Annotated in this window: 15 protein-coding genes; 9 read left to right on the plus strand and 6 right to left on the minus strand. The window is 54.8% G+C overall.

The genetic code is table 11. The features are described from left to right. Nucleotides 1-10: 10 nt before the first annotated feature. Both OSB_RS15080 and OSB_RS15085 read right to left on the minus strand, forming a co-directional pair. On the minus strand, nucleotides 11-616 hold the full coding sequence (locus OSB_RS15080; protein ID WP_049835762.1) for an enoyl-CoA hydratase/isomerase family protein: 606 nt from the start codon (nucleotides 614-616) through the stop codon (nucleotides 11-13). After that, nucleotides 613-1,362 (minus strand): SDR family oxidoreductase, encoded by a 750-nt coding sequence (locus OSB_RS15085; RefSeq protein ID WP_049835763.1) that lies wholly within the window; start codon nucleotides 1,360-1,362, stop codon nucleotides 613-615. Before OSB_RS15085 ends, OSB_RS15080 begins: the two co-directional genes overlap by 4 nt. Nucleotides 1,363-1,492: 130 nt before the next feature. On the opposite strand from OSB_RS15085, the gene OSB_RS15090 reads away from it, so the two are divergent. From OSB_RS15090 to lpxK, 7 genes are all read left to right on the plus strand, one after another. After that, complete coding sequence (locus OSB_RS15090) at nucleotides 1,493-3,004, plus strand: DUF2125 domain-containing protein (RefSeq protein WP_049835764.1); 1,512 nt, start codon at nucleotides 1,493-1,495, stop codon at nucleotides 3,002-3,004. A gap of 71 nt (nucleotides 3,005-3,075) precedes the next feature. After that, nucleotides 3,076-4,581: a hypothetical protein gene (locus OSB_RS15095; RefSeq protein WP_049835765.1), complete on the plus strand. Its 1,506-nt coding sequence runs from the start codon at nucleotides 3,076-3,078 to the stop codon at nucleotides 4,579-4,581. A gap of 100 nt (nucleotides 4,582-4,681) precedes the next feature. Then, nucleotides 4,682-6,028, plus strand: a complete 1,347-nt coding sequence (locus OSB_RS15100) for a TldD/PmbA family protein (RefSeq protein ID WP_049835766.1) — start codon at nucleotides 4,682-4,684, stop codon at nucleotides 6,026-6,028. Beyond that, nucleotides 6,021-6,791, plus strand: coding sequence for a 3'(2'),5'-bisphosphate nucleotidase CysQ (locus OSB_RS15105; protein ID WP_049835767.1), 771 nt, complete (start codon nucleotides 6,021-6,023; stop codon nucleotides 6,789-6,791). Before OSB_RS15100 ends, OSB_RS15105 begins: the two co-directional genes overlap by 8 nt. A 66-nt stretch (nucleotides 6,792-6,857) precedes the next feature. Further along, the gene (locus OSB_RS15110; RefSeq protein WP_049835768.1) at nucleotides 6,858-7,100 is read left to right on the plus strand and encodes a DUF4170 domain-containing protein; all 243 of its coding nucleotides are present in this window, start codon (nucleotides 6,858-6,860) and stop codon (nucleotides 7,098-7,100) included. 15 nt (nucleotides 7,101-7,115) lie between these two features. Further along, nucleotides 7,116-8,231, plus strand: a complete 1,116-nt coding sequence (locus OSB_RS15115; RefSeq protein WP_049835769.1) for a 3-deoxy-D-manno-octulosonic acid transferase — start codon at nucleotides 7,116-7,118, stop codon at nucleotides 8,229-8,231. Continuing rightward, nucleotides 8,228-9,214, plus strand: coding sequence for a tetraacyldisaccharide 4'-kinase (lpxK, locus tag OSB_RS15120; RefSeq protein WP_049835770.1), 987 nt, complete (start codon nucleotides 8,228-8,230; stop codon nucleotides 9,212-9,214). Before OSB_RS15115 ends, lpxK begins: the two co-directional genes overlap by 4 nt. Here lpxK and OSB_RS15125 read toward each other — a convergent pair. From OSB_RS15125 to OSB_RS15135, 3 genes are read right to left on the minus strand one after another with little or no spacing between them, the layout of a single operon-like run. Next, nucleotides 9,201-10,325, minus strand: a complete 1,125-nt coding sequence (locus tag OSB_RS15125; protein WP_049835771.1) for a CaiB/BaiF CoA transferase family protein — start codon at nucleotides 10,323-10,325, stop codon at nucleotides 9,201-9,203. The two genes, lpxK and OSB_RS15125, sit on opposite strands and share 14 nt — an antisense overlap. Next, entirely contained in the window at nucleotides 10,325-10,981 is a 657-nt protein-coding gene (locus tag OSB_RS15130; protein WP_049835772.1) for a DsbA family protein, read from the minus strand. The genes OSB_RS15125 and OSB_RS15130 overlap by 1 nt, the downstream gene beginning before the upstream one ends. 24 nt (nucleotides 10,982-11,005) lie before the next feature. Then, a complete protein-coding gene (locus tag OSB_RS15135; RefSeq protein WP_049835773.1) occupies nucleotides 11,006-11,521 on the minus strand; it encodes a DUF721 domain-containing protein in 516 nt (171 codons plus the stop codon). A 68-nt stretch (nucleotides 11,522-11,589) separates the two neighbouring features. Between OSB_RS15135 and OSB_RS15140 the strand changes: the two genes are divergently transcribed. Then, a complete protein-coding gene (locus OSB_RS15140; RefSeq protein ID WP_049835774.1) occupies nucleotides 11,590-12,642 on the plus strand; it encodes an A/G-specific adenine glycosylase in 1,053 nt (350 codons plus the stop codon). A gap of 45 nt (nucleotides 12,643-12,687) precedes the next feature. Next, nucleotides 12,688-13,836, plus strand: a complete 1,149-nt coding sequence (locus OSB_RS15145; RefSeq protein WP_049835775.1) for an alkane 1-monooxygenase — start codon at nucleotides 12,688-12,690, stop codon at nucleotides 13,834-13,836. On the opposite strand, the gene galE is transcribed toward OSB_RS15145, so the two are convergent. Continuing rightward, entirely contained in the window at nucleotides 13,833-14,837 is a 1,005-nt protein-coding gene (gene galE / locus OSB_RS15150; RefSeq protein ID WP_049835776.1) for a UDP-glucose 4-epimerase GalE, read from the minus strand. The two genes, OSB_RS15145 and galE, sit on opposite strands and share 4 nt — an antisense overlap. Nucleotides 14,838-14,964 lie beyond the last annotated feature (127 nt).

A 14,964-nucleotide genomic window follows, 5' to 3' on the forward strand; every position in this document is an offset into this window, starting at 1 on the left:
ACGGGCATCATCAACCGATCAATGCTTTGATTGCAGCAACCTGTGTTGGGTGCGCTTTCAGCGCGGGGTCAATTAGGTCAATCGTGTCAACCGCAAGGTCTGCGCTGCTGATCTGATCAATCAACCCGAGCGAGAGGGCCTCAGGTGCATCAACTTTTGCGCCTGTCAGTAATATGCGTTTCGTGGCCGACGGTCCGATCAACGCACGCATCCGTTCTGGGTCAGACGGCTGTGGCAGCACGCCCATCTTAATCACAGGATAAAAGAACTTTGCGGTCTCAACGGCAATACGTAGATCGCAAGCCAACACCATCCCGAATGCCCCACCCGCACAGGACCCATTCAACGATGCAACGCTAAGGCCCTTAAATGATGCGACCGCAGACGAAAGACGTTCCCATTCAGTCGAAGTCGCCAGCGTCCCACCACGCACATCATCAAGATCGGCACCTGCGCTAAATACTTTACCTGCGCCGGTGAGAACCAACACAGGCTGGTCAGCGCGTTCAACGCAGTCAGCAAGCTCAGAAAGCATGACTTCGTTTAAGGCATTCGCTTTGTCGGGGCGGTTGATCTTGAGCGTCAGCGCACCGTCGGAAACGGTTGCATCAATCATATCAAGCCAACTTTCTTGCGTACGCGTTCGTCGCGCAAGGAAACATCGTCGCCCAAGAACTCGTCAGCTTCTTCACAACACATCCATACAAGCGTTCTTGCAGGCCATTCGGGTGGGACATGGTCCGACCATTCAAGCTGGCTAACAGGGTTTATTCCCGACGCCTTGATGTCGCGCTGCATGTCGGTCGCGACAGTGCCGGGGGACAAGCCCAGAATGCGCAACCCGTGTTCACGGGCTTCTTTGTCCGCGCACCGCGTCAGCATGTATGCGCCAGCTTTAGACGAACAGTAGGACGACCAAGCTTCAACAGGGCCATGGGCGGCACCCGAAGAAATCGTAATAATCGTTCCTTTACCGCGTTTGATCATATCGGGCATCGCAGCCCGCATCCCGTTGAAAACCCCTTTGAGGTTTACATCTATCGTTTTACCCCAAGCATCGGGATCGGCCTCTGCCAAGTGACTGATCGGGTCCAGAAGGCCAGCGTTACCAATGAATACATCAAGCGGTCCAAAGGCGCTTACCGTTTCATCAATCGCGCGCACAACGTCCTCGTAGGACGACACGTCACACGGAATGGCGATCGCCGCTTCGCCAATTTCAGCGGCCAATTCCGCTATTTGACCACCTGAGCGCGCAACCAACGCGACTTTCGCGCCCGCATCGGCGAAAGCCCGCGCACTGGCCGCACCAATGCCGCGACTTGCTCCTGTGATCAAAACAACCTTGTTCTTCAAATCCATGCTCGATTCCCTCGAAAACTGCGCTCGCAGTACTATGTTAAGATATGCCGTAACGTTTTCCTGACCTTGACCCTACGGCGCAGACTTGAAAAGCTCTGCGCAACAATTTTTTTAGCAAGAGAGCAATTCCATGAAGAGCATTCGCCATTCCGCAATCATCGCTGCCGTTCTGTGCGGCACCACCGCAACCGCCGACGTTACTGCCCAACAAGTTTGGGACAATTGGACCGACCAGATGGAGGTTTACGGCCAAGGCTTCTCCACAAGTGGTGAAGATATGTCCGGTGATACTCTGACTATTTCTGACGTAAAAATCGAAATGTCTGATGACGAAGCATCGGTTTCCGCGAACCTTGGTGACATCATGCTCGTTGAGAATGGCGACGGAACGGTCACAATTACAGTGCCGGACAACTACCCAATCGAACTGAATTTCTCGCCAGAGTACGGCGACCCTTCCGCGGTTAACCTTGCGGTCGAACATGAAGGCATGGTCCTGAATGTATCTGGCGACCCTGAGGCGATGGTTTATGACATCAAAGCTGACAGATATGCGATCAGCGTTGATAGCCTCGAAGGTCAGGCGGGCGAGGAAGTTGAATTGAAGGACGCCATGTTCGCGATGATCGATCTGGCCGGTACGTACTCGGTTAAGACCGACAACCTGACGCGTATCGCTTATGCGTTTAATGTTGGCGCGCTCGATATCGATGTTCTGTTCAACGAGATTGGCGGTGACGGGATCGTAAGCGCAAACGCTGACCTTGCTGACCTTGATATGTTCGCAAACATCGCCACGCCGATTGATATGGACATGGAGGCAGAGATGCCTCCGTTCGTCGACGGTTTGGCGCTCGAGGGTGGATACACCTTTGGCGCTGTCAGCTATGCGTTTGACATTGACGTTGATGGAGAAGCTGCATCAGGAACCGCGTCCGTTGATCACGGCTCACTTGGCTTTGATATGGATATTGATGGCATCGCCTACGTTGGTGAATCTCACGATATCAACATCAGCATGCTGATCCCGGAAGAAATTCCCTTCCCGCTTGACGTATCAATGGGCAAATACGGTTTCGATTTCCAAATCCCGCTGAGCCAAGGCGAAGGTGGCCCGCGTGACGCGCGTTTGGCATTCGATTTCACCGATCTCGCGGTCAGCGATGCCATTTGGAACATGGCGGATCCTCAGAACATTCTGCCGCGTGATGCGCTGACAATTGCGCTTGGCTTAGATGCACAGGTCACTCCGTTCTTTGATTTTCTTGATCCAGCGCAGCAAGAAGCCGCAATGATGTCGGACATCCCTGGTGAGCTTAACGGTGCCCAGATTACTGAGCTAACGGTTCGCGGTGCGGGTGCCGAAATCACGGGTGAAGGCGCGTTTACTTTCGACAACAGCGATCTTGAAACATTCGACGGCTTGCCGCGCCCTGAAGGTCAGGTCAACTTCGCAATCAACGGTGTGAATGGTCTGGTGGATAAACTGATCCAAATGGGCCTGATCCCAGAAGAAGAAGCCATGATGCCACGCATGATGCTCGGCATGTTCGCGACGCCAGTTGGCGACGATATGCTTACCTCGACGATTGAAGTGAACAGCGAAGGTCACCTTCTCGCAAATGGTCAGCGGCTTCGCTAGAATTAACCAAGAGTAACATTTTAGCGGCGTCTGAATAGTTCAGGCGCCGCACATTTTTCAGGAGACAAACCATGACGTATCGTTTGGCGACGAGCTTTATCGCCCTTTCCACTGCCCTCGCAGCGCCAGCACTGGCGGATGTAAACGCAGCAGATGTATGGTCAAACCAGCAAGCACTGTACGCTGGAATGGGCGCTACGTTGAGCGGTGAGATTTCTGGTGATCAGCTGGTTAACCCAGAGATCAACGTCATTCTTCCAGAAGGCATCGCGAGTTTTCAGATCAAGACTGACGCAGTATCCATGATTGAAAACAGCGACGGTTCTGTAACGATCGAATACCCATCCCCGATGACGCTCACTGTCGCAGGCGGCGCGCAGGGCGAAGGCAGCTTTAGCGCGACTGCAACCATGACGCATGATGGTTACACAGTAACAGCGTCAGGCAACCCGGGTGATGTCGCGTACGTTTCTGAAGGCAATAATCTGCGCTTCGAAATTGGCGACGTTTCCGTAGACGGCGCAACCGGCCTCGAGAAAATCGCAATTGAAGGTTTCATGACCCTCGCCAACTGGGGCGGCACGTCCCAAGTGACAGAAGGCAACCTGATTACATACACTGCAGATACAGAAATTGGCGCATCAGAAGCGGACTTCACGTTCAGCGTCGACAATATCACGTCGCGCAGCCAGCAAATCACCCAGCCGATGACGTCTTCAATCGACGCGACATTCCAGGTTGGCGGTTCTGACGTCATGAACTTGTCTGAAGCGCTTCGTAATGGTTTGTCTGTGGTCGCCCGAAGCACTGGCGAAGGCAATTCGTCTTCAACAGAAACCACGCTGGACGGTGATGTCATCAACACGCAAAAAACATCAACTGGCGCGCAAGAATTTGCGCTTTCCTTCACTGAAGAAGGCCTTGCGATGAACGGCGAAGCAAATGCTTTTGCGATGACAATGTTTGAACCGTTGCTGTTCCCAGGTGAGCTCGATCTTGGTATTGGCGCGCTCTCAATGGACTATGACGTTCCGTTGAATGCCTCTGATGAGCCACAAGATTTCCGCATCGCGACGGGGCTGAAGGACGTGACAGTTGGCGATTCAATCTGGGGTATGATTGATCCAACAGGTCAACTGCCACGCGATCCTGCGGAAATCTCGTTCGACGTCACAGGTGTTGGCACGAACGGTATGGATCTGCTCGACATCGCAGCGATGGTCGGCCTGATGGGACCTCCACCAATCGAGATTGATGAAGTGACCATTGAAAACTTGCGGATCGCCGCTGTCGGCGCTGAAGCGACGGCTACCGGTGCGATGACGTTTGACTGGACCGATTTCCAGACAATTCCAGGTATTGCGCGCCCTGAAGGGACAGTAACCGTGAACCTAACCGGTGCGAACGCGCTGATGGATAAACTGGTTGCGATGGGTATCATTCCTGAAGAAGAGCTGATGATGCCACGCATGATGATGGGTATGTTCGCCACGCCCGTTGGTGACGACATGCTGGAATCTGTTCTAGAAGTGAACAGCGAAGGGCACGTTTTGGCCAACGGCCAACGCCTTCAGTAAACCTGAGGTTTAACGCCTTCAGTAACAACAATTCGAGGCGGCCTGCACTTGCGGGCCGCCTCGTCTCACATTACGTCCTGAGGCAAGTAAAGGACGTCACATGACCAAAACACTTGCAGACCTCACACACCGATTGATTGATGCCGCCAAAGCTGCGGGTGCTGATAGCGCCGATGCAGTTGCCGTTGCTGGCACGTCCGTGTCGATTGACGTGCGCAACAGCGTGCTTGAACAGGCGGAACGATCCGAAAGCACTGACATCGGTTTGCGGGTTTTTGTTGGGCATCGCTCTGCCAATGTTTCCGCGTCCGACACCAGCGATCGCACCGTCGAGGAAATGGCAGCTCGTGCTGTCGCGATGGCGAACGAAGCACCAGAAGACCCGCACGCTGGCATTGCGGACGCAGACCAGCTGGCGACCGACATTGATGCGACGCGATTGGACCTCGTTGATGCAGGAGATGAGCCCGATCCAAAATGGTTAGAAGAGCAGGCCCGCATCGCCGAGGCCGCAGCGATGGCGGTCGATGGCGTTGCGCAGGTTCAGTCTACGTCTGCAACTTACGGTCGCCGTCAGGCCCATCTGGCTGCCTCCAACGGTTTCTCAGGCGGTTCCGAAAGCACAGGCCACTCGCTTAGCTCTGTTGCGATTTCAGGAAGCGGAACTGGAATGGAGCGCGACTATGATTTCGACAGCCGCATCCACTTGTCCGACATGCGCGACGCGGCCAAGATTGGTCGCATCGCGGGGGAACGCGCTGTTGCACGCCACGGCGCCCGCAAGCCGAAAACAGGCACCTATCCGGTATTGTTTGATGAACGTATCGCGTCATCCTTAATCGGCCACCTTCTGGCCGCTAGCAACGGCGCGATGATCGCACGGGGCTCTTCTTGGTTGCTTGGCAAAGATGGAAAGCAGGTTTTGCCGAAAGGTATGAACCTAATCGAGACCCCTCACCGCGCCCGCGTTGCCGGGTCGCGCTTGTTTGACGGTGAAGGGCTGCCAACCTCTGAACGCAAGATCATCGATGATGGCGTACTCACCGGTTGGACAATGGACCTCGCCACTGCGCGCAAACTTGGGCTTCAAAGCACAGGTTCAGCATCCCGTGGCACATCCGGCCCACCGTCCCCGTCCGTGTCACACCTGACACTGACGCAAGGCGACCAAAGCCCTGCCGAGATCATCAAAGACATGGGAACGGGACTGCTTATCACGTCGATGATCGGCTCAACGATCAACCCCAACACAGGTGACTATTCACGCGGCGCATCTGGTTTTTGGATTGAGAATGGCGAAATTTCTTACCCTGTGAACGAATGTACGGTCGCCGGTAACCTGCACGATATGCTGGCGCGGATCATACCAGCCAACGATGCGCGAACACATTTCAGTCGGGTCATACCATCGTTGATGATCGACGGGATGACACTCGCCGGTGCCTAACACTGACCTCAAACTTTTAATCGAAGCCGCACGATCTGCGGGCGAAATCGCGCGGGGATATTTCAACACCTCGCCCGAGGTTTGGGAAAAATCCGGCGGCCAAGGCCCTGTGACCGAAGCCGACTTGCACGTGAACCGCCAACTTTCTGCTGACCTGCAAGGCGCACGGCCAGACTACGGCTGGCTGTCAGAAGAAACCGAAGACGGCCATGGGCGTTTAAAGACGGACCGCCAGTTTATCATCGACCCTATCGATGGGACACGTTCGTTCATCGAGGGAAGCAAAGATTGGGCGCACTCATTGGCGGTTTCTGAGAATGGGGTGGTCACAGCAGCGGTCGTCTACCTTCCTATGCGTGACGCGATGTATACGGCGACATTGGGTGGCGGTGCGTCGCTAAACGGCGCACCGCTTTTTGCGCCAAAGGACAAACCCATCGATACAGCGACGGTCCTGTCTTCAAAACCGAACATGGATCCGAAATACTGGGCAACGACTGCCCCTCCGTTTAAGCGCGCGTTCCGCTCTTCGCTTGCGTATCGCCTTGCGCTTGTAGCTGAAGGTCGATTCGACGGAATGCTCACGCTGCGCCCGACGTGGGAATGGGACGTTGCCGCTGGTATACTTATCGTCTCTGAGGCTGGCGGCACCGCGAGCGACCAAGCCGGTAAAACGGCTATTTTCAATAATCCGCATCCGCAAATAAACGGCACCGTCGCGGCGGGCGGAATTCATGCGGCGCTAATCGACGCACTTGCCTGATCTGCTTTACCATTTGCGCCCTAAGCCATAGGGTTGCGGCAACGTAATTTGACCCACAGGTACCCTATGTCTCAGCGTCTTCACCTCGTCTTTGGCGGCGAACTCATCGATCCAACTAAAAATGCATTTAAGGATGTCGAAGACATTCACATCGTTGGCATGTTCCCCAACTACGAGACCGCTTTCAACGCGTGGAAATCCGAAGCACAAAAGACAGTCGACAACGCGCATATGCGTTACTTCATCGCGCACATTCACCGACTGCGCGAAGAAGGCGTTGAAGCCTCTTCGACCGAAGAACTCGGCTAAGCGGGAATTGGGGCGGTGATTTGGGTTCATTGCGGCGACGCAGACGAAGTCACCACAACCCTTTCACTCGCAATTCGACTTCTAGACCATAATGACGTTCTGATCACCGCTTCCGAGGACATCTTGCCGTCATTTGTGGACGTGCCGGATGGCGTTGAAGTGGTGCAAGTCCCGAATGACACCCCGGCCAGAACACGCGATTTTCTTGCACGATGGCAGCCGCAATTTCTGATCTGGAATGGGGGCCCAATTCGTCCTGTACTGTTGCGCCTTGTCGCGAAAAACGAGATCGGCGCGGCCCTGATAAATGCGCGCGTCAGCACCTTGTTTACCGGCGGATCACGTTGGTTGCCTGGCGCATCGCGCAACGCGGCGGTTCCGTTCTCGCGGATTTTGACCGCTGATGGCGCAACAGCGACCCGTCTTATTCGTGGCGGTGTTGCGCGGGACAAAGTGACCGCGGCCGGCCCGATCCTAGAAGAGCCTATCGCCCTTCCTCACGACCAGTATGAACTTACAGTTCTTGTCGAAACACTGGGAACACGTCCGTTTTGGTTTGCTGCTGATGTCGTTCCGAATGAAGTAAAGCACATGGCCGCTGCGCATTTGTCGGCCAGCCGCAAAAGCCACCGATTGTTGATGATCATTGCGCCGCGCGACGTTGATAGCGGTCAGCAAATTGCAGAAACACTGCGCGAAGCAGGCTTGAAAGTGGGTGTGCGTTCGCAGGGCGATAACCCGATGCCGGAACAGCAAGCCTACGTCGCTGACATCGAGGGAGAGCTTGGTTTGTGGTATCGGGTTGCGCCGTTAACTTTTATGGGTGGGACGCTTGGCAGTGGCGATGCGGTGTCACCGTTTGAGCCGATTGTTCTTGGCTCAGCGATCATTCACGGCCCGCGAAAGGTGCCGCACGAAGCGCGCTACGCTCGCCTCGCAGAGGCGCAAGCTTGCCGTGAAATCAGAACAGCTGGCGAACTTGGCATTGCTGTTGGTGCGTTGATTTCGCCTGAGCAAACCGCGCGCATGGCGATGGCTGGATGGGCGGAAATCACGCACAATGCCGAGGTTATCAACACCCTCGTTCAGGACGCTGTTCGGCATTGCGAGAACGCGGGGGACACTCAATGAGACCACCACTTTTCTGGTACCGCAACAAAGCAGCACTATCTTTTCTCTTGTCACCGCTTGGAATGCTTTACACCGCTGCAACTGCACGACGCGTCAGGCAAACGCCAAAGCATCGCGCAAAAGTTCCAGTCGTTTGCATCGGAAACATTAATGCTGGCGGTACAGGTAAGACACCGACTGCAATCGCTTTGGCGCAAAAGCTGATAGAAATGGGACAGACACCCCATATCGTCAGTCGCGGCTACGGCGGTTCGCTAGAAGGGCCAGTGTTGGTTAGCCCAAGCGAGCACCGTGCGGCAGACGTCGGTGACGAACCTCTGCTCCTCGCGCAGTTCGCGTCAACTTGGGTCTCAAAGGATCGCGCGGCTGGGGTTATGGCAGCTGAAGGCGCTGGTGCGACGGTGATCCTTCTGGATGACGGTTTTCAAAATCCCAGCGTGTTCAAAGACCTTAGCATCGTAACTGTTGATGCCGTCAAAGGGTTTGGCAACGGCTGCACAATTCCAGCAGGACCCTTGCGAGAGCCGGCCGATCGTGGGCTCGCACGTGCGGACGCGATGTTGGTGATCGGACCAATGCACGCACGCAAAACGTTTCAGCCTGCTTTGCCGTCAAATTGCGCCCGTCTTGATGGGCAGCTGGACCCCTTACCAACGGGCATGCCTTGGCAAGGTCAGCGCGTGCTTGCGTTTGCAGGAATTGGACACCCCGAAAAGTTTTTCGCGACACTAAAGGGGCTGGGTGCTGACGTGGTAAGAGGTGAGGCATTGGATGATCATCAGCCGTTCACCGACGCTTTACTAACGCGACTGGAGACAGAGGCGAAAACGCGGAGCCTCAACCTCGTGACGACTGAGAAAGACGCTGTGCGTCTACCCGATGCGTTCCGCGCAAAGGTATCTGTATTGCCCGTGCGGTTGTCTGTGCCGGACTGGACGTTGCTGGATGCAAAGCTCGCCCAGATTGGGATCACTTCCCAATAATATCCTGATCTTGCCCTAACTTTGGTGCCGGTCGATCAAGCGAAAGCTCAGCGTCCGAAAACCGCATTGGTGGTCGCACTGAAAGCGCACCATCAATGTCCAGCTTTAGCTCACGTGCGATAACTTGCGGGTCCGCAAACACATCTTCAAACGTGTTAATGGGGCCTGTGGGAACACCATTCGCCTCGCAAGCCGCCATAACATCGGACTTTGTCCAAGCTAGCATTTTTTCGGCCAGAATCGGCACCAATACATCGCGATTTTCGAGGCGTGCAGGATTGGTCACGAAACGCGGATCATCGGCCAGCTCATCGACACCCAACACCTTGCAGAAATTCCGGAACTGGCCGTCATTGCCTACAGCAATAATCACATGCCCATCCGCACATTCGAAAACCTGATACGGAACGATATTCGGGTGTGCGTTTCCTAGCCGTTTCGGGGACGTCCCGGTCGCCAGATAGTTCATCGCCTGATTTGCTGTCGTCGCAACAGCAACGTCCAAAAGCGCGAGGTCAATTTGTTGCCCACGCCCCGTCTGGTGACGTTGATGCACAGCCGCCAAAATAGCGTTGCTTGCATAGAGACCCGTCAAGATATCAGTCACCGCAACGCCGACCTTTTGTGGTTGGCCATCGGGTTCACCCGTGACGGACATCAGACCAGACATCCCTTGGATGATATAGTCGTATCCCGCGCGCGCCGCATACGGTCCGTCTTGGCCAAAACCGGTAATCGAACAGTAAACCAACCGCGGGTGGCTTTCCTTAAGGGTCGCATAGTCCAACCCGTATTTCGCTAGTCCGCCGACTTTGAAATTCTCGATTATGACGTCCGCATCGCTGAGCAACGACAGCAGCTCGGCTTTGCCAGCTTCGGTGCGAAAATCAATCACGACCGACTTTTTGCCACGATTGCATCCGTGGAAATAGGCCGTTGACGTCTCACCGTCGTGCTCAATAAAAGGAGGGCCCCAGGTGCGGGTGTCGTCGCCGCTAGGCGCTTCAACCTTTATGACCTCAGCGCCCATATCGGCAAGCAATTGACCAGCCCAAGGGCCCGCCAGAATGCGGGCCAGCTCAACGACTTTTAAGCCAGCGAGTGGCGTCATCAGTTAGCTTCAGCCAACTTTTCGTCAAGAACCTCAGCGAAGTCCGCGTAGGTCATGTTTGAGTACTCTTCGCCGTTGATGCGGAACGTCGGCGTGCCCTGGACATTGTCCGCGTCGCCGTTTGTGCGATACCAAGCCATAAGCGTTTGTGCTTGGTCTGCATCCGTCATGCAAACGTCGAGCTCTTCGTCCGACAGACCAGCGACCTTACCAATGTTGCGCAAAGCCTGAGCGATTGCAGCACCATCGCCGGCACGTGCCCAGTCTTGTTGATTTTCATATAACAGGTTGGAGATGCCAAAGAAGCGCATCTCGCCGCCACAACGGGCAACCATAGACGCCCACAGGCCTGGTTGGTCAAAATAGACTTCGCGGTATGTGAACCCGATCAAGCCCGTGTCGATGTAGTTCTCTTTGATCTGAGGGTACTGATCCGCGTGGAAGTTCGCGCAGTGCGGGCAAGTGTAGGATGCGTACTCAACAACCTGAACAGCAGCATCAGGGTTGCCTTGGATCATTTCAACGACATCAAACGCAGCCGCTTCTTCGACTGGGGCGATGTCAGCGTTCGCTGGGGATCGGTTCATGAACCATGCGCCACCAGCGATGGCGACAATGGCAACTGCTGCAACGGATGTAAGGACAGATTTGTTCATCAGATTTTCTTTCAGGTGTGAATTTTATGTCTTTGTAGGACGTTTACTAATTACGTTTGCGCCCAATGCCGCGAGGGCAGAGCGTAGGTCTTCATTCTCAACAGGTTCAGCAAGGTCTTTGGCCGCAGCCTGTGCTTCTGGTTTAGGGCCGCGGGGTGCTTTGGGACCGTGGTCGAACGCCAATTGCCCTTCAGCAAATCCAGTGGCCGCTGTCTGCGTAATACGTATGCGCGCGATCGCGTTATATCCATAACACGCATTCACCTTTTCGCGAATCTGCTCTTTCCGCATCTCAAGCATCGGCGCTTGTGCGCCGGAAGTCAGAACCGTCAGTGTCGCGCCAAACCCGCCCTTGGCATAGCCAACATCAACCGGATGCGCGATTTTAGCGGTGGCTTCGCCAACAATCTCAGCCCAATGGGTCAAAACACGCGATTGCGCGAACCCACGCGTTTCGGTTGCCCCGCGAATGCGTTTTTGCATCAGGGTAACAGCACGAGAGAATCCGCGCGTGGTGCTATGAGGGCGTGGCTGTTTCATCTTTGTACGCTATTCTAAACCTCTGACACCACAACGCCAGAGAAACCAAGCTTAATAGGTCATAAACATTGCGTGACATAACGAACGCCCTTTTGGACTGGTACGATACCCATGCCCGCGAAATGCCGTGGCGTGTGATGCCGGCTGAGCGAAAAGCAGGAAAACGCCCTGATCCTTACGCTATTTGGTTGTCGGAAGTGATGCTTCAGCAGACAACCGTCGCCGCTGTCCGCGCATATCACCAAAAATTCACCGACCTTTGGCCAACCGTTGCGGACCTCGCTTCCGCAATGGATGCCGATGTGATGGCAGCATGGGCTGGCCTCGGCTACTACGCTCGGGCGCGCAACCTTTTGAAGTGTGCACGCGCTGTAGTTCAAGATCACGCTGGAACGTTCCCGCAAACCTACGATGCCCTCATCGAATTGCCCGGAATCGGCCCATACACTGCCGCCGCGATCTCAGCGATTGCATTCGATGAACCGTCAACCGTACTCGATGGCAACGTCGAACGCGTTATGGCGCGACTGTATGATGACCACACGCCCCTGCCTGCCGCCAAGCCAGTTTTCATGAAATACGCCCTGCGCCATACGTCTAGTGATCGACCCGGCGATTACGCCCAAGCGGTGATGGATCTTGGCGCAACGGTTTGCACACCTAAAAACCCGTCCTGCGACATCTGCCCTATTCGCAAACAATGTGACGGACAGGCTGCAGGCACCCAGTTGGAATTACCCAAGAAGACCCCAAAGAAGCCCAAACCAACACGCACTGGCATTGCCTATATCGCACGGCGCGCAGATGGCGCTTGGTTGCTGGAAACGCGACCCGACAAAGGGTTGCTGGGTGGCATGCTTGGGTGGCCAACAACCGAATGGAATGAAGATCCTAATGGTGCATCTCCGCATTCGACAGATTGGACCGAGCTAAATGAACACGCACGTCACACGTTCACACACTTCCACCTGATCTTACGGGTTCAAACTGCGTGGCTGCCTGCGGATGCGGTGCCAGATCGAGGGCACTTCATTCCCGCAGAGGAATTTGACGCCTCTGCCCTCCCGACCGTGATGCAAAAGGCATACACAATCGCCAACGCGACGCTACGCCATGTTTGAGCGTAACCCGCGAAGCGCTATACTCCGCCCAAACCGGAGTATGTCATGACATCTTTCCCAATCGTCTCAGCCACTAACATGGCCCGAATATCACGCGCGGCCCCATTCTGGTGTTCCGTCGGCCTTGTTCCCGTCGCTTGGATCGAGGCGATTTATGGCGGTTGGACGATGTTTTTGATGCCACTCATGACGTGGTACTTGTTCACCGCAATCGACGCGATTGCCGGCACTTATGACGCCAACGCGGATCTGGAAACATCAGAGGGTAAGTTGTTCTGGTATCGCCTTGTCACGATAATCTGGGCACCACTTCAGTTTGTGACTCTCTTTGGCATAATTTGGTACGTCACGGCATCGGGGCATCTGAACGTTTGGGAACTGATCGGCCTCGCCTTCGGGCTTGGTGTGATGTCTGGCACAATCGGCATCGTCTATGCCCACGAACTTGCGCACCAAAAGCCCAAGTTCGAACGTTGGCTTGCTGACATCCTGCTTTCAATGTCGCTTTATTCGCATTTCCGCAGCGAGCACCTGTTGGTGCATCATCGGTATGTAGGAACCCCACGCGACCCCGTAACAGCCCGCTACAATGAGGGTTTCCACAAGTATTTCTTCCGCGTCCTTCATCAACAACCCGTTTCAGCATTCAAAGCAGAGGCCGCGATGTTGGCACGTAAAAACCTGCCTTGGCATCACCGCTCCAACCCGTTCTGGCGCTATGCGGCGCTTCAACTTGCGATGATCACAATCGCGATTTGGATCGGTGGCTGGGTAGGGCTAGCCCTGTTCGCATATCAAGCATTCATCTCAATGTGGCAGCTGGAAATCGTAAACTACGTCGAACACTATGGCTTGACGCGCAAGCACCTTGGGGACGGCAAGTATGAACACGTTCTTCCGCGCCATTCTTGGAACGCGTCACAATTGGCGTCCAATTGGCTGCTGATTAACCTTCAACGCCATTCAGACCATCACTACAAACCTGATCGCCGGTTTCCGTTGCTGCAAACCTACGATGAGGATGAGGCACCACAATTGCCCTATGGCTATCCGGTGATGACGATGGCGGCGATGGTGCCACCTGTCTGGTTGCGGATCATGAATCCGCGCGTGCGTGCATGGCGCAAGAAATACTATCCGGAAATCGAAGACTGGACGCCGTATAAAAACGCCACAAACCCGCTGCCGCGCTAGCGCGAATTCTTACGCTGCCCGCTAACCCACGCCCAGCTGGACGTGCACATGTCAGCAAGTGTGCGCCTTGCTTCAAAACCAAGAACCGTTTTCGCCTTTTCAGGACGCGCGGTCAGGACGGCGACATCCCCGTCACGTCGCGGCGTAACCTTATAGGCCAACTCAAGCCCACAAGCGTCAGAATAAGCTTTGACAACATCAAAAACAGACGAACCCTCGCCAGTGCCAAGGTTCACCGTATGGCTCTGGCCTGTCTCGATAAGCGACTTCAGCGACAACACGTGCCCCTCAGCAAGGTCTTCCACGTGGATATAATCACGCACACCTGTTCCGTCTGGCGTGTCATAATCGTCGCCAAAAACGCTAAGCTCTGCCAGCTCACCCGTCGCGACCTTGGCCATGTATGGAACTAAGTTGTTTGGAATGTCTTCTGGGTCTTCGCCAATGATCGCGGACTTATGCGCGCCAACTGGATTGAAATACCGCAAAATACCGACAGCCCAATCATCTGTAAGCTGTTCAAGAATTTGCTCACCTGCGATCTTAGTGAATGCATATGGGGACGTATAAGTGCGTGCATGCTCTTCTGGAATCGGCTGCACGTTCGTGTCGCCGTAGACCGTCGCAGAGGACGAGAACACGATGCGTCGCACATCAGCGCGATCCATCGCTGCAAGCAAGTTCAGCAAACCGCCAACATTCGTATTCATATAATCCAGTGGCTTCTGCACGCTTTCGCCGACCGCTTTAAGGGCTGCAAAGTGTACGACACCGTCAATCTTGTGATCTGCAAATAGCGCGTCCAGGACTGCGCGATCTAAAACATCGCCTTCAACCACGTCGACGGACCCACCAGCGATATCTTGCAAACGGTTCGGAACATCAGTCTTCGAGTTGGAAAAGTTGTCCAGGATCACAACATCAAATCCAGCCTCAACAAGCGCCAGATACGTGTGCGACCCGATATATCCCGCACCACCCGTTAGAAGAATTTTCGCCATTTCGACCCTCGTTAAACTTGGCCCCTTATGGCGTGGAATGCGCTGAACGTCACGAGGGAACTAGTACAGAAAAAACCCCCGTCAGGTCTTGCGACCGACGGGGGGTAAGTGGTGCCACGGCTATTGG

The sequence above is a fragment of the Octadecabacter temperatus genome (assembly GCF_001187845.1).
GTDB lineage: Bacteria > Pseudomonadota > Alphaproteobacteria > Rhodobacterales > Rhodobacteraceae > Octadecabacter > Octadecabacter temperatus.